The organism is Amycolatopsis thailandensis (assembly GCF_042723255.1).
GTDB classification, from domain to species: Bacteria; Actinomycetota; Actinomycetes; order Mycobacteriales; family Pseudonocardiaceae; genus Amycolatopsis; species Amycolatopsis thailandensis.
Genome location: NZ_JBHXJK010000010.1, coordinates 1 through 22,049, shown reverse-complemented (window position 1 = coordinate 22,049; position 22,049 = coordinate 1). Strand labels below are relative to the sequence as shown.

General features: G+C 69.8%; 23 protein-coding genes. 14 read left to right on the top strand and 9 right to left on the bottom strand.

The features are described 5' to 3' along the window. The first annotated feature begins 5 nt into the window (after positions 1–5). On the top strand, positions 6–881 hold the full coding sequence (locus ACFWMR_RS05995; RefSeq protein ID WP_378377370.1) for a diacylglycerol/lipid kinase family protein: 876 nt from the start codon (positions 6–8) through the stop codon (positions 879–881). Here the strand turns inward: ACFWMR_RS05995 and ACFWMR_RS05990 are convergent. Then, complete coding sequence (locus ACFWMR_RS05990; protein ID WP_378275154.1) at positions 865–1,404, bottom strand: hypothetical protein; 540 nt, start codon at positions 1,402–1,404, stop codon at positions 865–867. The genes ACFWMR_RS05995 and ACFWMR_RS05990 overlap by 17 nt on opposite strands. Positions 1,405–1,564: 160 nt before the next feature. Between ACFWMR_RS05990 and ACFWMR_RS05985 the strand changes: the two genes are divergently transcribed. From ACFWMR_RS05985 to ACFWMR_RS05965, 5 genes are all read left to right on the top strand, one after another. After that, positions 1,565–4,342, top strand: coding sequence for a DEAD/DEAH box helicase (locus tag ACFWMR_RS05985; RefSeq protein WP_093936077.1), 2,778 nt, complete (start codon positions 1,565–1,567; stop codon positions 4,340–4,342). A gap of 274 nt (positions 4,343–4,616) precedes the next feature. Beyond that, on the top strand, positions 4,617–5,375 hold the full coding sequence (locus tag ACFWMR_RS05980; RefSeq protein WP_378377368.1) for a DUF4333 domain-containing protein: 759 nt from the start codon (positions 4,617–4,619) through the stop codon (positions 5,373–5,375). Between the two features lie 41 nt (positions 5,376–5,416). Then, on the top strand, positions 5,417–6,616 hold the full coding sequence (locus ACFWMR_RS05975) for a GNAT family N-acetyltransferase (protein WP_378377366.1): 1,200 nt from the start codon (positions 5,417–5,419) through the stop codon (positions 6,614–6,616). Between the two features lie 37 nt (positions 6,617–6,653). Beyond that, positions 6,654–7,049 carry a DUF4333 domain-containing protein gene (locus ACFWMR_RS05970; protein WP_093936074.1) on the top strand — a complete coding sequence of 132 codons (396 nt, stop codon included), beginning with the start codon at positions 6,654–6,656 and terminating at the stop codon, positions 7,047–7,049. A gap of 44 nt (positions 7,050–7,093) precedes the next feature. Next, positions 7,094–8,314 (top strand): GNAT family N-acetyltransferase, encoded by a 1,221-nt coding sequence (locus ACFWMR_RS05965; protein WP_378377363.1) that lies wholly within the window; start codon positions 7,094–7,096, stop codon positions 8,312–8,314. A gap of 109 nt (positions 8,315–8,423) precedes the next feature. Here ACFWMR_RS05965 and ACFWMR_RS05960 read toward each other — a convergent pair whose 3' ends face one another. The 3 genes from ACFWMR_RS05960 to ACFWMR_RS05950 all read right to left on the bottom strand — a co-directional run bounded on the left by ACFWMR_RS05960 (position 8,424) and on the right by ACFWMR_RS05950 (position 10,956). Then, positions 8,424–9,401: a pirin family protein gene (locus ACFWMR_RS05960; RefSeq protein ID WP_378377361.1), complete on the bottom strand. Its 978-nt coding sequence runs from the start codon at positions 9,399–9,401 to the stop codon at positions 8,424–8,426. After that, the gene (locus ACFWMR_RS05955; RefSeq protein WP_093936071.1) at positions 9,398–10,342 is read right to left on the bottom strand and encodes a 5'-3' exonuclease; all 945 of its coding nucleotides are present in this window, start codon (positions 10,340–10,342) and stop codon (positions 9,398–9,400) included. The genes ACFWMR_RS05960 and ACFWMR_RS05955 overlap by 4 nt, the downstream gene beginning before the upstream one ends. Positions 10,343–10,419: 77 nt before the next feature. Then, a complete protein-coding gene (locus tag ACFWMR_RS05950; RefSeq protein WP_378275148.1) occupies positions 10,420–10,956 on the bottom strand; it encodes an NADPH-dependent FMN reductase in 537 nt (178 codons plus the stop codon). 104 nt (positions 10,957–11,060) lie between these two features. Between ACFWMR_RS05950 and ACFWMR_RS05945 the strand changes: the two genes are divergently transcribed. Genes ACFWMR_RS05945 through ACFWMR_RS05920 form a run of 6 tightly spaced genes read left to right on the top strand, consistent with a single transcriptional unit; the run spans position 11,061 to position 15,047 of the window. Further along, on the top strand, positions 11,061–11,639 hold the full coding sequence (locus tag ACFWMR_RS05945) for an ArsR/SmtB family transcription factor (RefSeq protein ID WP_378377359.1): 579 nt from the start codon (positions 11,061–11,063) through the stop codon (positions 11,637–11,639). Then, positions 11,636–12,886, top strand: coding sequence for an MFS transporter (locus tag ACFWMR_RS05940; protein ID WP_378377357.1), 1,251 nt, complete (start codon positions 11,636–11,638; stop codon positions 12,884–12,886). The genes ACFWMR_RS05945 and ACFWMR_RS05940 overlap by 4 nt, the downstream gene beginning before the upstream one ends. Before the next feature lie 10 nt (positions 12,887–12,896). Then, the gene (locus ACFWMR_RS05935; protein ID WP_093936067.1) at positions 12,897–14,039 is read left to right on the top strand and encodes a M24 family metallopeptidase; all 1,143 of its coding nucleotides are present in this window, start codon (positions 12,897–12,899) and stop codon (positions 14,037–14,039) included. Further along, a complete protein-coding gene (locus ACFWMR_RS05930) occupies positions 14,036–14,488 on the top strand; it encodes an Lrp/AsnC family transcriptional regulator (RefSeq protein ID WP_093936066.1) in 453 nt (150 codons plus the stop codon). The genes ACFWMR_RS05935 and ACFWMR_RS05930 overlap by 4 nt, the downstream gene beginning before the upstream one ends. Before the next feature lie 45 nt (positions 14,489–14,533). Continuing rightward, positions 14,534–14,761, top strand: a complete 228-nt coding sequence (locus ACFWMR_RS05925) for a hypothetical protein (protein ID WP_076166772.1) — start codon at positions 14,534–14,536, stop codon at positions 14,759–14,761. Further along, positions 14,748–15,047 carry a hypothetical protein gene (locus tag ACFWMR_RS05920; protein ID WP_005150941.1) on the top strand — a complete coding sequence of 100 codons (300 nt, stop codon included), beginning with the start codon at positions 14,748–14,750 and terminating at the stop codon, positions 15,045–15,047. Before ACFWMR_RS05925 ends, ACFWMR_RS05920 begins: the two co-directional genes overlap by 14 nt. Positions 15,048–15,061: 14 nt before the next feature. Here ACFWMR_RS05920 and ACFWMR_RS05915 read toward each other — a convergent pair whose 3' ends face one another. Together ACFWMR_RS05915 and ACFWMR_RS05910 are read right to left on the bottom strand one after the other, a co-directional pair. Continuing rightward, the gene (locus tag ACFWMR_RS05915; protein WP_093936095.1) at positions 15,062–16,135 is read right to left on the bottom strand and encodes a GDSL-type esterase/lipase family protein; all 1,074 of its coding nucleotides are present in this window, start codon (positions 16,133–16,135) and stop codon (positions 15,062–15,064) included. A gap of 70 nt (positions 16,136–16,205) precedes the next feature. Continuing rightward, a complete protein-coding gene (locus ACFWMR_RS05910; protein WP_378377356.1) occupies positions 16,206–17,108 on the bottom strand; it encodes a LysR family transcriptional regulator in 903 nt (300 codons plus the stop codon). Between the two features lie 96 nt (positions 17,109–17,204). Here ACFWMR_RS05910 and ACFWMR_RS05905 point away from each other — a divergent pair, with 96 nt between their 5' ends. Next, positions 17,205–18,044, top strand: a complete 840-nt coding sequence (locus ACFWMR_RS05905) for an oxidoreductase (RefSeq protein ID WP_378377354.1) — start codon at positions 17,205–17,207, stop codon at positions 18,042–18,044. Positions 18,045–18,049: 5 nt separating this feature from the next. On the opposite strand, the gene ACFWMR_RS05900 is transcribed toward ACFWMR_RS05905, so the two are convergent. Beyond that, on the bottom strand, positions 18,050–19,642 hold the full coding sequence (locus tag ACFWMR_RS05900) for an FAD-dependent oxidoreductase (protein ID WP_378377352.1): 1,593 nt from the start codon (positions 19,640–19,642) through the stop codon (positions 18,050–18,052). Positions 19,643–19,708: 66 nt separating this feature from the next. Here ACFWMR_RS05900 and ACFWMR_RS05895 point away from each other — a divergent pair, with 66 nt between their 5' ends. Further along, on the top strand, positions 19,709–20,317 hold the full coding sequence (locus tag ACFWMR_RS05895) for a TetR/AcrR family transcriptional regulator (protein WP_378377350.1): 609 nt from the start codon (positions 19,709–19,711) through the stop codon (positions 20,315–20,317). 7 nt (positions 20,318–20,324) lie between these two features. On the opposite strand, the gene ACFWMR_RS05890 is transcribed toward ACFWMR_RS05895, so the two are convergent. After that, positions 20,325–20,951, bottom strand: a complete 627-nt coding sequence (locus ACFWMR_RS05890; RefSeq protein ID WP_378377348.1) for a maleylpyruvate isomerase family mycothiol-dependent enzyme — start codon at positions 20,949–20,951, stop codon at positions 20,325–20,327. A gap of 16 nt (positions 20,952–20,967) precedes the next feature. Next, the gene (locus ACFWMR_RS05885) at positions 20,968–21,498 is read right to left on the bottom strand and encodes a hypothetical protein (RefSeq protein WP_378377346.1); all 531 of its coding nucleotides are present in this window, start codon (positions 21,496–21,498) and stop codon (positions 20,968–20,970) included. Between the last annotated feature and the right edge of the window lie 551 nt (positions 21,499–22,049).

Below are 22,049 nucleotides of genomic sequence, written 5' to 3'. Positions count from 1 at the left end.
CCGGGATGCACGCGGCACTGGCCGTCCACCCCGCCTCGGGTGACGGGGCGGCGGCACGGCTGATGGAGTCGGTCGCGGCGCGGCTGCGGCCCGTCGTGGACCGGCTCGACGTCCTCGTGGCCGACACGGTCGAGGAATCACGCGCGCTGATGACCGATTCGCGCGCGGCGGGCCTGGACGTCCTCGTCGTCCTCGGCGGTGACGGCGCGGCCCACCAAGGCGTCCAGTTCTGCGCCGAATCCGGTGTCGCGCTCGGGCTCGTCCCCGCGGGCACCGGGAATGACTTCGCCAGGGCGCTCGGGATCCCCGGGAATCCGCACGCGGCCGTCGATCTCGCCGCGAGGCGGATCGCGGAGGGCCGGCGGCGGCGGATCGACCTGGGCAGGGCCGGTGGCGAATGGTTCGCCACCGTGCTGTGCTCGGGCTTCGACGCCCTGGTCACCGAACGCGCCAACCGGCTGACCTGGCCCCGGGGCCCACGCCGCTACGACTTCGCGATCCTGGCCGAACTCGCCGCGTTCCGGCCCCGCCCGGTCGTTCTCCGCACCGACGTCGAGACGCTCGAACTCGACGCCACCATGATCGCCGTCGGCAACACCCCTTTCTATGGCGGCGGCATGCGGATCTGCCCCGGAGCCGATCCGGAAGACGGCCGATTCGAGGTCACTGTCGTGGGCGACGCGAACCGGCTCGACCTGCTGCGCATGCTGCCGGGTGTCCGCTCAGGACGGCACGTAGGGCATCCGGCTGTCCGGACCCTGAAGGCCAGCCGGCTTCACCTGGCGGGCAGCGATCTGCCGGTCTACGCCGATGGCGAGCCGCTGGGCGGACTGCCGATCGACATCACCTGCGTCCCCGGCGCGCTCACCGTCCTCGACTGATCCCGGCGTAGTCGCCCGCGCGCCACACCTGTCCGCGGAACGTCGCGGCCGACATCAGCTCGCCGCGCGGGAAGAACACCCCGCCGCAACGATGGCAGAACCACGCCTGCCGCCAGTACGCCAGCGCGTCGGGGATGCCCCTCCGGATCCGCGCGTTGCGCCTGAGCCGGAGCACGAACAGGACCGCGAAGAGCGCGACCAGCGCGAACGCGCCGAACGGGAAGATCCAGGCTCCGATGGCCTGTCCGGCGCGGCCGCCCGCGGTCGGCGCGGGGTCTTCGGCGAGCACGTCGGTGGCGAACGAGACGAACACGAACGCCGGGATCAGCAGGAACAGTGCGAGCGCCAGGAAACACCCGCCGCCGCGGAGCACCGGGTACGGGTTGAGCGCCGCGGCGGTCGCGGTGACCGACACGCCGGTGTGCGTGGTCGCGGTGTAGACCACGCCGTCTCCGGCGGGGACGGCCGTCATGCCCCCTCGCACCCGGTACGTGGTCTGCCCGCCCTGGAACACGGCCGGCACGCTTTGCACCTGGTCGACCTGCGCGCACCGTGGGCAAGCGATCTCCATGGCGTCCCCTCTCGATCCCGGATCCGTCCCTTGGATGACAGAGGCGTGCCGGACGTTCCCGAGATCGTCACACCGAGTGCGAACTGTCGGTGGGGTATGGAACCCTGACGAAGTGGTCAATAGCCCTTCCCAGACCCCGGCCGAGGCCTACGCGGCCTCCCAGCGCCGCGCTCGGTATCCCCAGCTGACCCGCTTCGCGGCGGAGTCGTCGTTCGAATTCGACGACTTCCAGGTCCGCGGCTGCGAGGCCCTCGAAGACGGGCACGGCGTGCTCGTCTGCGCGCCCACCGGCGCCGGGAAGACCGTGGTCGGCGAGTTCGCGGTGCACCTCGCCCTCGCCGAGGGCCGCAAATGCTTCTACACGACACCCATCAAGGCGTTGTCGAACCAGAAGTACGCGGATCTGGTCGGCCGGTACGGCGCCGACGCCGTCGGCCTGCTGACCGGTGACACCTCGATCAACGGCAACGCGCAGGTCGTGGTGATGACCACCGAGGTCCTGCGCAACATGCTCTACGCCGGGTCGTCGACCATCGGCGAGCTCGCGTACGTGGTGATGGACGAGGTCCACTACCTCGCGGACAGGTTCCGCGGCGCGGTCTGGGAAGAGGTCATCCTCCACCTGCCCGAGCACGTCCGGGTCGTCGGCCTGTCGGCCACGGTGAGCAACGCCGAGGAGTTCGGCGAATGGCTCGTCGAGGTCCGCGGCGACACCACCGTCGTCGTCGACGAGCATCGCCCCGTGCCGCTGTGGCAGCACATGCTGGTCGGGAACCGCCTGATGGACCTGTTCGCGGGCCAGGAGGAACACGCCCCCGGCACCGAGCTGCGGATCAACCCCAGCCTGCTGCGCCGTACCGAGGAGGTCGGCCGCGGGTTCGCCCCGGCCGGGATGCGCGGGCCGAGGGGGCGTCGCGGGGCACCGTCCCGGATGCCGCGGTTCCGGCCGCCGTCCCGCACCGACACGGTGGAGCGTCTGGACAACGCCGGGCTGCTCCCCGCCATCGTGTTCATCTTCTCCCGCGCCGGTTGCGATGCCGCGGTCGGTCAGTGCGTGCGGTCCGGTCTGCGGCTCAACGGTCCCGAAGAGGTCGAGAAGGTCCGCCGCATCGTCGCCGAGCGCACCAAGGACCTGCCCGAAGGCGACCTCGGCGTCCTCGGCTACTGGGAGTGGCGCGAGGCGCTCGAACGCGGCATCGCCGGGCACCACGCCGGGCTGCTCCCGGCGTTCAAGGAGACCGTCGAGGAACTGTTCGTCCAGGGCCTGGTGAAGGTCGTCTTCGCCACGGAGACGCTCGCGCTCGGCATCAACATGCCCGCGCGCACCGTCGTGCTGGAACGGCTGGTGAAGTACAACGGCGAGGCGCACGTCGACCTGACGCCGGGGGAGTACACCCAGCTCACCGGGCGCGCGGGCCGGCGAGGGATCGACGTCGAAGGCCACGCCGTCGTCGCCTGGCAGCCGGGCATCGACCCGAAGCAGGTCGGCGGCCTCGCCTCGACCCGGACGTATCCGCTGCGGTCGTCCTTCCGGCCCGGTTACAACATGGCGGTGAACCTGGTCGCCCAGGTCGGCGCCGAAGCCGCTCGTGACCTGCTGGAACAGTCGTTCGCGCAGTTCCAGGCCGACCGGTCGGTGGTCGGGACGGCGCGGCGGATCGAGCGGAACAAGGAAGCCCTGCGGGGCTACACCTCCGCCATCACCGGCGACTTCGAGGAGATGCTGGAGTACGTCGAGCTGCGGGCGAAGATCTCCGCCAGGGAGAAGGCGCTTTCGCGGCAGAACACCTCCGCTCGCCGGGCCGGTACGGCCGAGTCGCTGGAGAAGCTCCGCAAGGGCGACGTCATCGCCGTGCCCGCCGGCCGTCGCGCTGGGCTCGCGGTCGTCGTCGACCCGGGGCTCGACCCGATCCGCGAACCGCGGCCCGTCGTGGTCACCGAGGACCGCTGGTCCGGACCGCTCTCGGTGTCCGACTTCCCTTCGCCGGTGGAGGCGCTGGGGAACATCAAGCTGCCGAAACACATCGAGCTGCGTTCACCGAAGACCCGTCGCGACATCGCGTCGAGTCTTCGCAACGCGGGGATCTCCCTGCCCGGCAGGCAGAAGCGCCGCGCCGGGGCCAATGAGGACGGTGAGCTGGCCGCGCTGCGACGGGCGCTGCGGTCGCATCCGTGCCACGGTCTGGCCGAACGCGAGGCGAATCTGCGCTGGGTCGAGCGGTATCAGCGGCTCTCGGCGGAGACAGAGCAGCTGGAACGCAAGGTCGCCGCGACGACGCACTCGCTCGCCCGCGCCTTCGACCGGATCCTGCGGCTGCTCGGCGAGCGCGGCTACCTCGGCCCGGAATCCAAGGGTGACGGCGAGGACCGCGTCACCGAACACGGCAAGCGGCTGACCCGCCTCTACAGCGAGTCCGACCTGCTCGCCGCCGAATGCATCCGGCACGGCGTCTGGAAGGGCCTGGCGCCCGCCGAACTCGCGGCCGTCGTCTCGACGCTGGTCTTCGAGGCCCGCCGCGACACCGCGGGAGAGCCTCGTCTGCCCGCGGGGAAGGTGCTCGACGCCTGGCAGGCGACCGGGCGCCTGTGGATGGAGCTCACCGAAGACGAGCGGCGGCACAAGCTGGACCGCACCCGTGAGCCCGATGCCGGGTTCGCCTGGCCCGTCTACCGCTGGGCGCGCGGCGAGTCGCTGGAGAAGGTCCTCACCGCCGCCGAGGCGAACGGACAGGAGCTTTCCGCCGGTGACTTCGTGCGCTGGTCGCGGCAGGTCATCGACCTGCTGGACCAGATCCGCGACGTCCTCGGGAAGGCGGATCCGGTCGGCGCGGCGGCCTCGGACGCGGTCAAGGCCCTGCGCCGGGGAGTCGTGGCGGCGGGCGGCGCCTGATCCGCGTTCGTTCCACTCAAGCGCTATGAAAGGTCCTTTCCTTGCAAATTTTGCAAGGAAAGGACCTTTCATAGCGCGAGGTCCTCGGGCCGATGCCACGAGGTATTGGGCTGACTGGCGGACCGGATGCCGCCACCGGTGTGAGCACGGTCGCGGCTAGTTGCTCCGACACCACCCGGGAACAGTGGGCAGGGGCCCGGACCTGTGGTTGGATCGCCCACGACGGCCAAGGTCGGTGGGCCGGTGACGATCGCGGAACAGGCGGAGGCGAACGATGAGCACGCCGTATGGCGGCAACGACCCGCAGCAGCAGCCCCAGTGGGGGCAGCAGCCGGGCTACGGGCAACAGCCGGGCGGCGCTCAACCGCCGAGCGGCCCGCAGCAGCAACCGCAATGGGGGCAGCAGCCGCAGCAAGACCCGTCGCAGACGCAGCAGCAACAGCCCCAATGGGGCCAGCAGCCCGCACCTTACGACCCGTCGCAGCAGCAGCCGGGATATCCGCAGCAGCCTGGCTATGACCCCTCCCAGACGCAGCAACAGCAGCCTCAGTGGGGCCAGCAGCCGCAGTACGGGCAGCAGCCGGGTTATCCGCAGAGCGGCCCCCAGCAGCAGCCGCAGTACGGGCAGCCGCAGCAGCAGCCGGGCCAGTACGACTACGGCCAGGGCCAGTTCCCCGGCACCCAGGGCGAGACGCAGGACAAGCCGAAGTCCAAGAAGGGCCTGTTCATCGGGATCGGCGCGCTCGTGGTGATCATCGCCGCGGTCGGCATCCTCGGATTCGTCACGCCGGGCTGGTTCAACACCCAGGTGTTCAACAACACCCAGATGCAGACCGACGTGCAGAAGCTGCTCACCGAGACCTACGGGATCAAGGAGATCAGCGCGGTCACCTGCCCCTCGGGCCAGGAGGTCAAGGACGGGGTGAAGTTCACCTGCACCGCGACGATCGAGGGCAAGCCGCAGGAGGTGCCGATCACCGTGAAGGGTGACTCCGGCAACTACGAGGTCTCGCCGCCCGCCGTCACCAAGTAAACGGCGGGCGCCGGGGGCGGTCGATCCTGCATGATCGTCCCATGAGCGACTTCTCAGTGCGGCTGCTGCGGTCCGACGAGGAACGGGCCGCGACCGATGTGTTCAGGCGTGCCTTGCACGCCAAGGAGATGACCGACGAGGAATGGTCGGCCATCGCCGCGTCGATGCAGCCGGATCGCGGGTTCGCCGCGTTCGACCCGGAGCTGATCGGCACCGCCCGGTCCTTCGATTCGGAAATGACGCTGCCCGGCGGCGCGACCACGCCGCTGGCCGCGGTCAGCCTGGTCGGTGTCCGCGCCGATCGCACCCGTCGCGGCGTGCTGACCGGCCTGATGCGCGCCCAGTTCGAGGATTTCGCCGCTCGCGGCGTGCCGGCGGCGATGCTGCACGCCTCCGAGGGCGCCATCTACGGCAGGTTCGGTTACGGCGTCGGTGCGCGGGCCAAGTCGATCGAGGTCGACAGGCACCGTGCCCGGTTCCGTCCCGAGGTGCCGGTGGGCGGGCAGATCTCCGTGCTGGGCCTGGAAAGCACCATCGAGCAGTGGCCGTCGCTCTTCGACGCGCTTCCGCGCACCAGGCCCGGCATGATCGCGCGGAGCCCGCATCTGTGGCCGGGTTACGAGCGGGAGGTGCGCCGGGCCACCACTCCGGTCTCGACAGCCGTGCATCGAGGCCCGGACGGCGTCGACGGCTATGTGACCTACACCGTCGAGAGGGCCAGATTCGATGCCCCGTCGCTCCTGAAGGTCCAGTCCTTCCACTACTCGGGCTCCGAGGCGTTCGCGGGACTGTGGCGGTATCTGCTTTCGGTGGACCTTGTCGACCGCATCACCGCCGAGAAACGGCCGCTCGACGAACCGGTGGAGTTGCTGTTCACCGACCCTCGGCACGTGACCGTGGAGAAGCTCCAGGACGAGGGCTGGCTCCGGCTGGTCGACGTCGCCACGATGCTCGACGCTCGCACCTACCGGGGCGAACCTGTCGTCATCGAAGTCACCGATCCCTTCCTGGAGCACAACTCCGGCCGCTACCGGCTTTCCGCGGACGGCGCGGCACGCACCACCGACCCGGCGGATCTCGAAATGAACGTCGACACCTTGTCGATGATGTATCTCGGCGCCTGGCGCGCGTCGGAGCTCGCGGTCGCCGGCCGCGTCCGGGCCACCGGCGAGACCGCGTTGGAGCGAGCGGACCTGCTGTTCGGCACGCGAGTGAACCCCTGGTGCGGTACCTTCTTCTGACGTTGGATGATCACATTCGGTGTGGGGGTGGAGAAGCTTGAGCAGGCGAGCCGTCGCGACGGTCGTTCTGTGCTGTGCCGCTTTCGCGGGGCTGGCGGCGTGTTCGGACGCCCCGGCACCCGCGCCGGCGACGAAGACCGTCACGGCCACACCGACGACGAGCGCCTCGTCGAGTTCGTCGGCCAGCGGCGGTTCGCCCTCCAGCGCGCCCGGCAGAGTCTTCGACCCCCGGACCATGCAAGCGGACGTGCGGAAGATCCTCACCGAGACCTACCAGCTCGGCGAAGTCGGCGACGTGCTCTGCCCGGCGAACCAGACGGTCAAGGACGGCAGCACGTTCACCTGCACCGTCCAGGTCGGCGGGGAGGGCAAGACCGTCACGATCACCGTCACCGGTGAAGACGGCCGGTACGAGGTCGGCGCGCCGGCCTGAAAACCGGTTGGGTTCGCCGGGGCCGGACGGCAGGATCTCCTGGCATGAGCGAATTCCACGTACGCGCCGTGTCCGAAGGCGAGCAACGGGCTTGCCTCGACCTCCTGTCGGAGGCCTTGCACGGCAAGCCTGCCTCGGACGAGGCCTGGGCCAAGATGGCGCCGACGTGGCCCGCGGCCGGGAAGTTCGCCGCGTTCGACGACCACGACACCCCGGTGGGGATCGCCAGTTCCTTCGACACCGAGCTCACCGTCCCAGGTGGACAGAAGCTTGTCACCGCGGCTGTCGACGGCGTCGCCGTCCGCGCGGACTGGACCCGCCGCGGCATTCTCACCGCGATGATGGCCGTTCAGCTGGAAGACTTCGCCGCGCGCGGCGTCCCGCTGGCCGCGCTGCACGCGTCGGAAGGCGTGATCTACGGCCGCTTCGGTTACGGCGCGGCCACCTTCTGCAAGGGCGTTTCCGTCGAACGCCCTCGCGCCCAGGTTCGTGACGGCATCGGCAGGGACGGCGTGGTCAGGCTCGTCACCCCTGCCGAGGCCGTCGAGCGCGTCCCCGCGCTGTACGACCGTTTCGAGGGAACGCGGCCGGGATTCCTCGCCCGACCGGCACAGTGGTGGCCGGGCTTCTTCGACCGGCTGGTCACGGGGAACGACGGCTATCGCGTCGCCGTCCACAGTGGACCGGACGGCGATGACGGTTACGTCGTCTACCAGACCATCGACGCGCGCGACCGGCAGGCGCCGGAACGGGGAGCGATCCTGGACATCCGCGAACTCGATGCCGCGACACCGCGGGCCTGGGCGGGACTGTGGCGGTTCCTGCTGTCGGTCGACCTGGTCTCCGCCGTCACCGGCCGAGCCCGCCCGGTGGACGAGCCGATCGCCGAACTGCTCACCGACCCGCGTGCGGTGAACACCGTCGAAGTCATGGACGACCTGTGGCTGCGGCTCGTCGACGTGCTCGCCGCGCTGCGGGCGCGCACCTACGGCACCGCCGAACCCGTGGTGCTGGAGGTGCTCGACAAGCAGCTACCCGACAACCGCGGCCGTTACGTCGTCGGCTCCGGCGGTGTGGAACGCACGACCGCCGGGGCGGATCTGCGACTGGACGTCGCCACCTTGTCGTCGCTGTACCTCGGCCACGGACTCTTCGCCGACTTGGCGTTGTCAGGCCGGGTCGAGGTGTTGGACGAGTCGGCGGTCGATCGTGCCGACACGCTGTTCCACACCGCGCGTGCCCCGTGGTGCGGGACGTTCTTCTAGGCCGTGAAGGCCTCCTTCGCTACCTTCAAGGTAGGCAAGGAGGCCTTCACGGACCGGCGTTCGGCGGTGGCTGGTAAACGTCGAGAAGGCGAGCGATCAGGACAGGGGACTACGACGGATTGCGACGCGGTTTGATCCGCACCTGCGGCAACGTCGGTGCGGGCAACCACGTCGTGCTGCCCCGATAGCCCTCCACGGAGCCGAATCGGTCCGCCTGGGCTTGCCACGCCTCCCGATACTCGGCGATCTCTTCGTGGCTGCGGCCCACGAAGTTCCACCACATGACGAGTTCTTCGGTGAACGGCGTCCCACCGAGCAGGAGCACCCGGGCCGGTTCGGCGCCGCCGTTCGTCAGCTCCAGCCGTCCGGCGCCGGGCGCGAGGTACGCGAGTTCCCCGGTGCCCAGCGCGGTTCCGGCGACGGTGACGGAGCCGACGTCCTGGAGGACACCGTGTTCGAAGGTGGGGTCGACGTCGAGGGCCAAGGTCGCCCCGGGCTCGACGGTGAGCTCGGCCCCCAGCAAGGGAGTGAACGCGGGGACCGGTGATGTGGTCCCCGCGAGGCTGCCGAGGAACACCCGCGCCGTGGCTCCGGACAACCGGAGCAAAGGCGGCGCGTAGTGCCGGAAGTCCCGTGCGGTGTCGCGGTGTTCGTCCGGCAGCGCGATCCAGAGCTGGACGCCGTGCAGCGTCGCGGTGTCCGGTGTGGACACTGTGGATACTTCGGAGTGCGCGATGCCGTGCCCGGCGGTCATCAGGTTGAGTTCGCCGGGCCGGACCACGGCGTGGGTGCCGATGCTGTCGCGGTGCTCGATTTCGCCGCTGAACAGCCAGCTCGCGGTCTGCAACCCGGTGTGCGGATGCGGGGCGACGTCCATCCCGCCCGACTCCGACACGTCCTGCGGTCCGTAGTGGTCGGCGAAACACCACGCGCCGATCAAGGACCGCTGCCGCTGCGGAAGTGTCCGGCGGACCCGGATCGCGCGCGGCCCGCCGAGCGGGACGTCGCGCGGGGTCAGCACGGTGACACCGTCGCCGGGCCGGTCCCGGCACAGCAGCTCGGCCGGGTCCGCCTCGGTGTTGCTCACGACTTGGGGAGCGCGGCCAGCAGGCGCTCCACGGAACGGCCGAGATTCCAGCGCTCCGCCAGTTCCGCGACCTTGTCCGGGTCGGCGGGTTCGGACGGGACGGTGTCCGGGCGGGACTGCTCGACCGGAGCGTCGGCCGCCACCCGCACGACGGTCGGCGCGACCGCGAGGTAGTCGGCGGCGTCGGTCAGCCGCAGGCGGGTCTTGAGCGGCACCCGCGAATCGCCCGCGTTGGACGCCTCGATCAGCTCTTGAAGCGAGCCGAACTGCGTGATCAGCTTCGCCGCGGTCTTCTCGCCGATCCCGGCGACGCCGGGCAGCCCGTCCGACGGGTCTCCGCGCAGCGCGGCCATGTCGGCATAGCCGGGACCTGCGTTCCCGGCCGGGATCCCGTACTTTTCGGCGAGCTCGTCCGGGCCGAGGATCTCGGCCTTGTTCCAGCCCTTGCCGACGTAGATGACCACCGTCGGCGTCGGCTCGTGGCGGACGAGCTGGAACAGGTCGCGGTCACCGGTGATGACCTCGACCGGTGACTTCTCTTCGCGGATCGCGAGCGCGCCGATGACGTCGTCGGCCTCGTACCCGGCCGCTTCGGCCGTCGCGAGCCCGAAGGCCTCCAGCAGTTCGAGGATGATCGGCACCTGCGGGGTCAGGGTGTCCGGCACCTCTTCGACGTCGCCACCCTCGGGGACCTCTTCGGCCACCCGGTGCGCCTTGTAGCTGGGCAACAGGTCGGTGCGGAACTTCGGCCGCCAGTCCGCGTCCAGGCAAGCCACGAGCCGGGAAGGCCGGCGGTCGACGAGGATCCGCGCGACGGTGTCGGTGAACCCGCGTACGGCGTTGACCGGCGTCCCGTCCGGGGCGGTCATCGACTCGGGCAGTGCGTAGAACGAGCGGAAGTAGAGGCTCGCGGAATCGAGGAGAGCGAGTGGTCCGGTCACGCGGACAGCCTGCCATGTCCCGGCCCGAATGTCCGTGAAGGACCCGACCCCCAGCCGGGTCCTCCACGAACATCGGGTCAGGCGGCGTAGGGCCGCACCCGTCGTGCGTCGCGCAGGGCGTTGGCCCACCAGGCCAACTGGTTCAGCAGAGTGGTGGCCGCGACGGTCGCGCCTTCGGTGTCGTCGTGCTCGCCGCCGGGGCCGAAGTGGTTCCAGGCGTAGGGGAAACTCACGGTTTCGCGGATCGTCGCGGCGTGGAGTTCGGCGAAGACCGGGCGCAGGTGCTCGACCGCGCGCAGGCCGCCGGAGATCCCGCCGTAGGAAACGAAAGCGACCGGCTTGCCGTGCCACTCGGGGCCGGTGGCGTCGAGCGCGGTCTTGAGCGGGCCGGGGTAGCTGTGGTTGTACTCGGGGACGATCACGACGACGGCGTCCGCGGCGGAGACGCCGGGGGAGAGGCTGTCGGGGGCTTCGGCGAGGTCGATGACGGACAGGGTGACGTCTTCGCGCTGTTTCGCACGTTCGAGGAACCAGTTCGCGACGACGGGGGCGAAGCGGCCCTCGCGGACGCTGCTGATCACGACGGCAAGCTGGTAAGGCGTGTCGGTTGTCATGGCACAGACCGTAGAACCTGAACTTAAGTAGAGGTCAAACTCCAGAATCGTTTCTTTGACTCGGATCGATTGCAGAGAACTCTTTGCAATGTAGGATCGGTGCCATGGGGAAGAGCGAGAGGTATCTCGCGCGGATCGACGGACGCCTTTTGCGGGCCTTGTCGCATCCACTGCGGGTCAGGATCCTTGAACTGCTGCGGGAGGACGGCCCGGCGACGGCGTCCGGACTGGGGAAGCGGCTGGGGGAGAGCTCCGGGACCACCAGCTGGCATCTGCGCCAGCTGGCCGAGTACGGCCTGGTCATCGAAGACTCCGAGCGCGGCAACCGGCGGGACCGGTGGTGGAAGGCCGTGCACGACGGGGACCAGCTCCAGGGCCAGGACTTCATCCGGGATCCCGATCTCGCGGGGCCGTTCAGGACGTACGCCCACACGATGGTCGAGCAGCGCTACGCGGCCGAGGCGCAGTTCGTCGCCGAGATGAGCGAGTGGTCGGACGAGTGGATCGACAAAGTCTCGTTCCACGACTCGCCCCTGTCGCTGACACCGGATGAGGCCGCCGCGCTGAGTGACGAGATCCTCGAAGTGATCAAGCGCTATCGCCGTCCGGTCGAGGAAGGCGATACCTCCGTCCGGGTGCACTGGGCGGCCTTCCCGAGGAAATCGCGGCCGGAGACGCCATGAGCCGGATGCCACTGGGGGCTCTGGTCGTGGCTTCGGGGATCTCCTCGGCCGGGGTGATGATGACTCTGCTCGCGATTCCCTGGTTCGTCCTGCAGAGCACCGGCAGCGGGACGAAGACCGGCCTCGTGACGGCGGCCGAAGTGCTCGGCCTGATGGTCGCCGCCTTGCTGGGCGGGCCGATCGTGGACCGCGTCGGTACCCGCCGGGCCAGCGTCGGCGCGGACCTGCTGACCACCGTCACGGTCCTGCTGATCCCGCTCGCGATGAACACGACGGGGCTCAGCCTGCCCGGACTGATCGCGCTGTCGTTCGTGATGGGCGTGTCCCGCGGTCCAGCCGACACCGCGAAGCAGGTATTGCTCCCGGGAGTCGCCGAACTCGGCGGGGTTCGCGTGAGCCGGGCGGCCAGTGCCGTCGAAGCGGCGATGAGGACGGGCCGGATGGTCGGCGGACCCGCCGCGGGCGCGCTCATCGCGCTGATCGGACCGATGCAGGTGCTCTACGTCGACGCCGGCGCGTTGCTGCTGTCCGCCGTGCTGGTGTTCACGCTGATCCCGTCCGCGGCCGGTCCGCCGAGGCCGTCGTCTGGCGGCTACCTCAAGGAACTGCGCGAAGGGCTCGGGTACATCAAGCGCGACAGTCTGCTGCGCGCGATGGTGGGCATGCTGATGCTCACCAACAGCCTCGACTTCGGCCTGCTCGGTGTCCTGTACCCGGCGTACGGCGATCAGGTCCTGCACAGCACGGCGCTCATCGGCGCGATGATCACCGCGGTCGCGGCGGGCGCGCTGCTCGGTTCGGCGATCTACGGCTGGGTGGGCCATCGGTTCTCCCGGAGGACGGCGCTCCTCGTCGCCGTCGGCATCGAGGGCGCGCCGCGTTTCGCCTTGCTCGCGCTGGAACCGGCGCCCGCCGTCCTGCTCGCCGGACTCGTGGTCGCCGGGATCGGGGCGGGCGCGCTCAACCCGATCGTGCTCCCGGCGGTCTACGAACGCGTCCCGGAAGCGGTCCGCGGCCGGGTGCTCAGCCTCCTCGTGGGCGGGGTGCTCGCGGCGATGCCGCTCGGCTCGATGGCGGCGGGGCTGCTGCTGGACGGCGTGGGCCTTGTCGGCGCGCTCGCCGTGTTCGGCGGTCTGTATCTGATCGCGGGCGTCTTCCCGGCGATCTTCCGGGTCTGGGGCGGGCTCGACGATCCCGCCCCGATCGGGGGTGACCGGCTGGTGAACGAAGGGGCACGGACCGACTAGGCTCGCCATCATGTCGCGCCGTTCCCTTCACAACCCAGCCCCCGACGCCGCCGGCCTCCGCGCCCGCCTCGACAGGGCCCGCGCCGCCGCGGCCGCCGCCGGCACCGACGCCCTGCTGATCGCTCCCGGCTCGGACCTGCGCTACCTCATCGGCCAGGCCGGGGGTTCCTTCGAACGGCTGACCACGCTGGTGATCCCGGCCGACGGTGTCCCGGCGCTGGTGCTGCCGAAGCTGGAGGCCCCCGGCTACGCCGACGTCCCGGCCGACGAACTCGGCATCGAGATCGTCACCTGGGTCGACGGGGACAACGCCTACGAACTGGTCGCCGACAGGCTGGGCAAGCCGGGCCGGGTCGCGGTCAGCGACTTCACTCCGGCCCTGCACGTCCTCGCCTTCCGCGGCGCGCTCGGCGACGCCGAGCAGACGCTGGCCGGGCCGATCGTGCGCGAACTGCGGATGCGCAAGGACGCCGCCGAGATCCAGGCGCTGCGCGACGCGGGTGCGGCCATCGACCGCGTCCACGCCCGCGTGCACGAATGGCTGCGCCCCGGCCGCACCGAGGCCGAGGTCGGCGCGGACATCACCGCCGCGATCGTCGAAGAGGGCCACACCCACGCCGACTTCGTGATCGTCGGCTCGGGCCCCAACGGCGCCAGCCCGCACCACGACGTCTCCGAGCGCGTCATCGAGCGCGGCGACGTCGTCGTGGTCGACATCGGCGGCCCGATCGCCGAGGGCTACAACTCCGACTCCACCCGCACCTACGCGGTCGGCGAGCCGCGGGACGCCGACGTCGCCGAGACCTACGCCGTCCTGCAGCGCGCCCAGCGTGCCGCCGTGGAGGCCGTGCGTCCCGGTGCCACCGCCGAGTCGATCGACGCCGCCGCGCGCGACATCATCGCCGAGGCGGGTTACGGCGAGTTCTTCATCCACCGCACCGGCCACGGCATCGGCCTGGACGTGCACGAAGAGCCGTACATCATCAAGGGCAACGCGCTCCCGCTGGAGCCGGGCATGGCCTTCAGCGTCGAGCCTGGCATCTACCAGCCGGGTCGCTGGGGCGCCCGCATCGAGGACATCGTCGTGGTCACCGAGGACGGCGTCGAGTCGGTCAACCAGCGTCCGCACGACCTGATCGTGCTCGACGCATGACGGCTTCCCTGGAGCCGCTGGATCAGGCCATCGTGCAGGAGCTGGCCGCGGACGGACGGCGCAGTTTCACCGATCTGGCCGAACGCGTCGGGCTTTCGGTGTCGGCAGTGCACCAGCGGGTGCGTCGGCTGGAGCAGCGCGGGGTGATCCTCGGGTACACCGCGCGGCTCGACGGCGAGCAGATCGGCCTCCCGCTCACGGCGCTGATCTCGCTGACGCCGAACGACCCTGCCGCTCCGGACGACTATCCCCAGCGGCTCGAGCACATCAAGGAGATCGAGTCCTGCTACTCGGTCGCCGGGGACGAGTCGTACATCCTCCTGGTCCGGGTGGCCTCGCCGCTCGGCCTGGAGGACCTGCTCCGCCGCATCCGCGAGTCCGCCAAGGTCTCGACCCGGACCACGGTGGTGCTGTCGACGCCGTTCGAGGGGCGCTCGCCCACACTCTGAAACGGAAAACGGGTGGGCTTGCGCGGCGCTGGTACGATAAAAGGTATGGCAACACGTAAGGTCACTCTCTCACTCGACAGTGGTGCGCTCGAGTTCGCCGAGCGGGCCGCCAAGGCACACGGGATCTCGGTCTCGTCGTGGTTGTCCAAGGCGGCCCGCCGGGAAGCCGTCCGCACCGGATACACCCCGCAGCGCGCTCCGGTCGCACCGTCCGCCGAATCGGACGAGGCCGAGCTGACCGCCGCGGAGAAGGATCTGCGTGCACAGGGGTGAAGTCTGGACGTACCACCCCCCGACCGAACCGGCACGGCAGCGCACCGTCGTCCTGCTGTCCTCGGACGGGGTGAACGAATCCGAGCGGCCATGGCTGCTCGGCACCGAACTGCTGGACCGTGATCCGCAGGACATCCTCGGCGTCGCCGTCGACGCGCGGTACTGGGTGTCCACGCTGAATCTCACGCGCCTGTACCGGCCGTGGTTCGACGAGAAGATCGCCGAGATCGACCAAGAGGTCCAGGAGCGCATCGACATCGCGTTGCGCGCCGCGCTGGATCTCTAGGGTCTCCAGCGGTTCTAGCGGGCGACGACCTCGGGCGCGGCGTGCAGTTTGCCGTCGGCCCCAGAGAGGCACGACGCATTACCGCCGCGCGCGGCGAGGAACTCGTTGAGGCAGTTCGCGATCTGCGCGTGGCCGTTCGCGTTGGGATGGAACGACTCCTGCAGCGCGTGGCTCGCGCGGTCCACCTGGCCGAGGTCGCTCAGTTGCAGTGTCAGCCTGCTGAACCACTCGTTCGCCGGGTCGCTGCTGCACGCCTCACGGCCGGCGCCCGCCCGTGAGAGGTCGAGGAACCGCGCGCTGGTCGCCCTCGACGCCTGCTTGATCCCGTCCGACAGGACGGAGACGCCGTCGCGGCGCATCCACTCCAGATCCTCGGTGCGGAACGGGCAGCCGTTGAGACTGCGCAGCGCTTCCGGGATCTGGGGCCCGACAGGCGAGGCGTACGACATCAGCACGAGCTGGTAGTCCGCCGGAACGTAACCGGCCTGCGCCAGCACCTTCTTGACGTCGGCGACGGCGTTGGTCACCTTCGGCACCATGGCGTCCACTTTGGACTTCCAGGTCTTGCGGAGTTCCGTGCTGCAGGGCGGGTTCTGCGGGGAGAACCACGCCTTGAAGCACTCGCTGACCTGAGCGGAGAACTTCGGCTCGTCGTTCGCGCCGATCGCGATCACCACCGCGGCGATCCGGTGGTCCTTGATCAGGTTCGCCAGCTGCTGGGCCTGCGAAGGCTCGGTCCACTGCTTCGCCTCGCCGAGGGCGATCTGCTCCGACGGCGCCCCCGAGCACGCGAGGTTCACCCGCGCGGTGACGTCCGGGATCTTGACCTGCTCGACGAAGGCGTTGGGGGAGCGGTGACACCAGTTGCCGCCCTGCCCGTTGGTCGTGGGCAGGTAGTTGCCCGCGCCCTCACCGGAAACCGTGCTGTCGCCGATGGAGACGACCGTCAACGGCCCCGTTCCCGGCGGGCCTTGGCGCGGGGACGGCTGCCCTGGGCGGCTTTCCGACCCGGTAAAGGCAATGAACCCGACGAGAACCACCACGAACGTGAGCGCGAGAGCACCCCACCACCACCGGAAACGTCGCATCGTCACCGGATTCTACGGAAGCCGATGCCCGTCCGGGTGATCATGGTGGTGTGACGGTGGCGATGCCGGTTCAGCCCGCCTCAGTCAGGTCCGTTCCGGCCGCCAGCTCGGACACGATGTCGAGGACGCCGGGCAGCGCGGGCTTGTCGTTCCCCGGTGCCCAGGCGACCACGGTGCGGGCCGTGTCACCCGCCAGCGGCACGAACACCACACCGCTTCGCCGCAGGCTGTGCGAAGAGCGGGCCAGTCTCGTGACGCCGATCCCGGCGGCGACCAGGCCGAGCAGACCTTGCACGGTCGTCGCCCGCTGGACGACGCGTGGCGTGAACCCGGCCACCTCGAATTCGCCGTCGTAGCGGCGATGCCAGGGCTCCCACGAACTCCGTGGCGTGAGCACCCAAGGCTCGTCGGCCAGGTCCGCGAGCTTCAATTCGGCTCTGGTGGCGAGCCGATGTCCCTCCGGGAGGACCGCGCAGACCTCCTCGGTGATCAACGTGCGGGTCTCGAGGCCGTCGACCAGGGGTGGCCGTGTGAAGATCAGGTCGTAGCGCCCGTCGGTGAGCCCGTCGACGAGCGGCGCGATCTGGGTGTCGTCCGTGGTGAGGGTGAGATCGGGGAGACGGTCGCGGACCGCGCGCACCACCGGTGGGAGCAGGTAGTTGGCCGTGGTGGTGAGGAAACCGAGGTGGAGCGTGCCGATCTCGCCGCGCACCGCCCTGTTCAGCACCGAAAGTGCTTCCTCGTTGCGCGCGAGCACCGCGCGGGCTTCCGGCAGGAACAGCGATCCGATTTCGGTGAGCCGTGTCCCCCGGCTGTCGCGCCTTAGCAGGCTCGCGCCGAGAAGCCGTTCCAGGACGGTGATCTGCTGGGAAAGCGACTGCTGCGCGATGTGCAGGCGGCGCGCGGCCTTGGTGAAGCTCGCGTCTTCGGCGACGGCGACGAAGTAGCGCAGCTGCCGCAGCTCGGGGGTCACAGGCTCTGACTGTAGCCGCACCAGGAAGCCGGTGTTGGCGGGCAAAGCGAGATCTCCGCAGGATGGGTCGCAGGAACTTCACTGGAGGGAACAGGAATGACGAAGGAAACCGAGGGCCGCGTCTGGCTGATCACCGGCTGCTCGTCCGGGTTCGGCAGGCACCTCGTCCTGGCCGCGCTCGACGCCGGTGACCGCGTGATGGCCACGGCGCGCCGTCCGGAAACCCTGGCCGAACTGGTCGAGCTCGGCCAGGGCCGGGTGCGCGCCGCGGCGCTCGACGTCACCGACCCCGCTCAGGTCGAGGCCGCCGTCCAGGCCACCCTCGCCGAGTTCGGCCGGATCGACGTCGTGGTCAACAACGCCGGCCATGGCTCGGTCGGCGCCGTCGAGGAACTGACCATGCCCGACCTGCGGAAGCTGATGGACGTGATGTTCTTCGGTGCCGTCGAGGTGACGAAGGCCGTCCTGCCGCATCTCCGGGAGCAGGGAAGCGGGGCGATCGTGCAGATGAGTTCGATGGGCGGACAGCAGAGCCCACCCGGATTCGGGGCTTACTGTTCGGCGAAGTTCGCCCTGGAAGCGATGTCGGAAGCCCTCGCCGCCGAGGTCGCGCCTTTCGGTGTGAAGGTGCTGATCGTGGAGCCCGGCGCTTTCCGGACCGGGTTCGGCGGCAGCCGGTTGCAGCGCTCGCGGGTGATCGACGCCTATCGCGAATCCACGGGCACCATCCGGGATTTCGTCGAAGGGATGGACGGTTCCCAGCCCGGCGACCCGGCGAAGGCCGCTGCCGCGATCTTGAAGGTGCTCGACAGCGACAACCCGCCGCTTCGGCTCGCCCTCGGCGATGACGCCGTCGACGGTCTCCGGGCCTCGCAGGAGGCCCGGGCGGCGGAGCTGGCCGCTTGGGAGTCCGTGAGCCGCTCCACCGCCCTCTGAGAGATTCAGGCGCCGACCCAGCGTCCGATGGCGATGTCGAGCAGCTTCCGCACGTCGACTGTGTCGTTTCCGGAGTCCTCGGAGACGTCCGCCCAGGCGATGATCCCGTCCGGGCGCACGAGCAGGCTCGGCTGGTAGGCGTCGGAGATCGGGTCGGCCGTGTACGCGACGCTGTCCGCCAACCCGCGGACAGCGTCGGCGTACCGGCCGTCGGGTGACCGGTCGACGAGCACGAAGCGGCCGTCGTGAGCGTGGTCGGCGAGTCGTGAGCCGGACGCGAGTTCGACGTCTCCGGCGATCGAGCCGACCGGAGCGGTGGCGTCCTCGGCGACGTCGTAGCGCTGCATGATCCCGGACGAGAGCGCGATCACGTGATTGGTCGTGCCGGGCACGGCGAACAGTTCGTCGCCCACGACCTTCCGCAACCGGGCGGTCCGTTCGTCGCCCCGCATGAGCGCCACCTGGGCGCGCGTCCAGTCGAGGACCCACGCCCCGATCGGATGCCGTTCGGTCTGATAGGTGTCGAGCAGTCCGGTGGGGGCTTGGCCGTTGATGGTCGCGGCGAGTTTCCAGCCGAGGTTGACGGCGTCGCCGAGGCCGAGGTTGAGCCCTTGGGCGCTGAACGGTGAGTGCACGTGAGCGGCGTCGCCTGCCAGGAAAACCCTGCCGTGACGGTAGTTCCGGGCCTGGCGCGCGTTGTCCGACCATCGGGTCGCCCGCCCTCGTAGCGCGGTGATCGTCACCGGGACGCCGGTGACGTCGCGGACCGCGCTCTGGAGTTCTTCGACGGTCACGGGAGCGTTCTTGTCCGCTGGCTGCGGCGCGAACCGGGCGACGAGGATGCGGCCCGGCACGGGGCCGTAGGTGTAGATGCCGCGCGGCGTCCAATTCCACCCGCGCCGCAGTTCGCTCGGGTCGTCGATTTCCGCGATGGCCTGGTAGCCCACCATTTCCGGATCCGTGCCCTCGAACTCGACGCCGAGCCGCTTGCGGACGACGCTTCGCCCGCCGTCGGCCGCGACGACCCATCCCGCGGTGAAGTCGCCCGCGCTGGTCTCGACGACCACGTCGGCATCGTCGTCGAGGCCCTCGCCGGTGCTGCGCAGATCCGTGACCTCCACGCCGCGGCGGATCTCGACGCCCAGCCGGGCGCAGTGTTCGCCGAGCAACAGTTCGAGGTCGTGCTGCGGCACCAGGATCCCGTTCGCCACCGCCGCGTGCGCGGCCAGCGCCGGATCGGACTGGTCGACCATGTCCTGCCGGAACATGAGCCCCGCGAAATGCCCGATGACCGCGAACCGGCGTGACTTCCGGCCCGCCGCGGCCGTCAGTTCGCGCACCGTCCGGTTCGACCGGCCGGCGGTGAAGGCGTTGGCCTCGGCCAAACGACGGCGTTGAACCTCTTCCGCGGCGGGCAGCAGGCCGCGCCGGTCCAGGATCTCGGCGCTGGCGACGTTGAGGGAACCGGACTTGATCGTCGGATCCGGCTCCGCGAGCCGCTCCAGCACGGTCACCCGCACTCCTCGCAAGGCAAGCTCGCCGGCGGCGAGGAGGCCGGTGGGCCCCGCTCCGACCACGATCACATCGGCACTCGTCATGACAACTCCAAAGCTTACTCGGTAAGTTTACTTGGTAAGCTTAACGAGTAAAGGTAAGGTTGTCACATGGCGAAGCGAGGAGACCGAGGCGGCGCGAAGACGCGGGCGCATATCGCCACGGTCGCGACGAAGATGTTCGTGGAGCGCGGTTTCGACGACGTCACCGTCGCCGAGGTGGCCGCCGCGGCCGGCGTTTCGAAGGTGACCGTGTTCTCGCACTTCGATCGCAAGGAGGACATCGCGCTCGACCGGCTTCCGGACGCCGTCGGCATGGTGCGGGCGGCGATCCGTGAGCGGGCGGACGATGTCGGTGCCGTCGAGGCGCTGCGCACCATGGCCGTCGGGCTGGTGGAGGAGCGGCATCCGCTGTCCGGATTGACCGAGGGGGCCCTGCCGTTCATCCGCACGATCGCCGGGTCTCGCGCGCTCGTCTCGCGGCTTCGCGAATTCGAGCACGAGATCGACGCGGAGCTGGCGGGCGAACTCGACGGCGACGCCCGGTTCTCGGGTGACGGCGAGCTGGTCGCCGCCCTCGTCGTCGCCGCGTACCGCACTGTCGCCGTGGCGACGGTCCGGCGTGGTCTCGCCGGAGAGGAACTCGCGGATCTCGTCGCGGGCCATCGTCAGCGGCTGGACTCGGCTTTCGCTGTGCTGGCGAAGGCTTTTCCGGGCTGACCCGGGATCAGTCGTCCAGCCTGGACGCGAGGATCGCCGCGCCGGGTCCCGAAAGTTCGTCCAATGCCACGGCGCGTCCGGCGATCGCCATCAGGAGCGCCTCGCCCGGGCCGCGGACTTCCGGTCCGGATCCGGCCGACCAGTCGAGATCCGTCGCGACGACCAGTAGCCCGCGGGCACGCTTTTCCGCCCCGATCACCCGGGCGTGGCGTGCGAAGGCCAAGGCGTGACGCAGCCGCTCCGGCGGCACCTCGCGGGGAAGTCCCAGTGGTCGGCGGATGTCCTGCTGATGGACGAGGCTGTCGAGCAGCCCTACCCGTCCGCCGAACACGGCCGTCAGGCCACGAGGATCGAGGTTGCCCTCGATCCTCGCGATCAGCTCGTCCGGAGTCCGCTCGGGTGCCTTCGCGAGACTGAGCGCGTTCATCCGGTCCAGCCGCAGCCCGCCGCGGACAGCCTGGACGATCAGACCGCGGAAGCGCAGGGCGTCGTAGTCGACCACGTGGGAGACCACCTCCCGGACCGTCCACTCCGGACACAACGTTCGCGCGTCCCAGTGCTCCGGGGCCAGTGTCCGCAGGAACGCGGCGAAGTCCGTCCGTTCTTCCCTGACGAGTCGCGCGACCGATTCCACCGGTGGCCTCCTGGAGTCACTTGTAGTCGAGCCAGCCGCAAACGTAGTAGTTCGTGTCCTCGTTCCGCTCGACATACCAGGAATAGACGACGTCGCCCGCGAGCTTCCCGGTCCGCGCGTTGCGCTGGGTGACCGTGGCCTGCACGGTGACGAACTCGTACCCGGGCGGGACGGAGTACGGCAGCATCTGCCAGCGCTCGACGTAATGCCCGTGGAGTTCGAACCCGAGCAGGGTCTCCCGCAAGCGCGGGCACGTCCCGCTGCGCAGCGCGGTCATGTCGTGATTGGCGAGCCCGTTCATGTAGACCTGGAAGACCCGGTCGATCGCGGCGGGTTCGAGGCTTCGCGCGGACGTCGAGGCCGGCGCCGGAGGTGTCACGGTCAGGGTGTGGGTCTGGACCGGGGGAGCGGAGTCCGAGGTCGTTGTCGACGTCGTGAGAGGAGAGTCGGCAGACAGAGCCGGAAGCCCGCCTCGGCATGCCGAGAGCATCGTGCCGAGGCCGATCAGGAGCGCGCCCGCCCGGACGCGCGGAGTCAGAGGTCTCACTCCGCCGAAGCTAGGCGGCGTTCATGAAATTCGGATGAAACCTCTTGCCGCCGGGCCCGGCCGGCGCCAGGCTCGGGCGAACCGGGGGTTGGGGCTCGGTTTCTGACCTGCAGGGCGTTCCGGCCCGAGACGCCCGTCCGGACAGATAGGCGTAATAGAACCGCGTGCCGGACTGGTACCCGAAGACCGGGATCGCGTCCCGGTCGGTGATTTCGACCGAGCCGGTTCGCCAGCGAACCTCGGCAACCCTCCTCTCGAGTGTCCATAAGGGACGATTTTCGAGATTGATGTGCCCGATTTCGGCGATTAGCACTATTTCGCCGAGAGTCGTGAGCGGCAAAGAGGGTTATTGGGCGGCAAGTCGAATATTGCCTGGTCGATCCTGTCGAGCAGGCGTTCTTTGCTGCTTGGGGGCAGGGTTCGGACTGGTCGGCGGGATGGTCGCGGTCCGAGTGTCCACATGGGACGGTTGGTGGCGATTTAGTGTCCGATTTATGTGCGTATGGCCTGTTCTGCATGGGGGTCGTGAGTGGTAAAGAGGGTTAGAACCC

What these genes read in the sequence shown, in the direction of transcription:
- ACFWMR_RS05900 (WP_378377352.1), bottom strand. Translation starts at nt 19,642, where the DNA reads ATGACGAGTGCCGATGTGATCGTGGTCGGAGCGGGGCCCACCGGCCTC.
- ACFWMR_RS05950 (WP_378275148.1), bottom strand. Translation starts at nt 10,956, where the DNA reads ATGACAACCGACACGCCTTACCAGCTTGCCGTCGTGATCAGCAGCGTC.
- ACFWMR_RS05895 (WP_378377350.1), top strand. Translation starts at nt 19,709, where the DNA reads ATGGCGAAGCGAGGAGACCGAGGCGGCGCGAAGACGCGGGCGCATATC.
- ACFWMR_RS05915 (WP_093936095.1), bottom strand. Translation starts at nt 16,135, where the DNA reads ATGCGACGTTTCCGGTGGTGGTGGGGTGCTCTCGCGCTCACGTTCGTG.
- ACFWMR_RS05940 (WP_378377357.1), top strand. Translation starts at nt 11,636, where the DNA reads ATGAGCCGGATGCCACTGGGGGCTCTGGTCGTGGCTTCGGGGATCTCC.
- ACFWMR_RS05995 (WP_378377370.1), top strand. Translation starts at nt 6, where the DNA reads ATGCACGCGGCACTGGCCGTCCACCCCGCCTCGGGTGACGGGGCGGCG.
- ACFWMR_RS05975 (WP_378377366.1), top strand. Translation starts at nt 5,417, where the DNA reads ATGAGCGACTTCTCAGTGCGGCTGCTGCGGTCCGACGAGGAACGGGCC.
- ACFWMR_RS05945 (WP_378377359.1), top strand. Translation starts at nt 11,061, where the DNA reads ATGGGGAAGAGCGAGAGGTATCTCGCGCGGATCGACGGACGCCTTTTG.
- ACFWMR_RS05925 (WP_076166772.1), top strand. Translation starts at nt 14,534, where the DNA reads ATGGCAACACGTAAGGTCACTCTCTCACTCGACAGTGGTGCGCTCGAG.
- ACFWMR_RS05905 (WP_378377354.1), top strand. Translation starts at nt 17,205, where the DNA reads ATGACGAAGGAAACCGAGGGCCGCGTCTGGCTGATCACCGGCTGCTCG.
- ACFWMR_RS05965 (WP_378377363.1), top strand. Translation starts at nt 7,094, where the DNA reads ATGAGCGAATTCCACGTACGCGCCGTGTCCGAAGGCGAGCAACGGGCT.
- ACFWMR_RS05980 (WP_378377368.1), top strand. Translation starts at nt 4,617, where the DNA reads ATGAGCACGCCGTATGGCGGCAACGACCCGCAGCAGCAGCCCCAGTGG.
- ACFWMR_RS05935 (WP_093936067.1), top strand. Translation starts at nt 12,897, where the DNA reads ATGTCGCGCCGTTCCCTTCACAACCCAGCCCCCGACGCCGCCGGCCTC.
- ACFWMR_RS05930 (WP_093936066.1), top strand. Translation starts at nt 14,036, where the DNA reads ATGACGGCTTCCCTGGAGCCGCTGGATCAGGCCATCGTGCAGGAGCTG.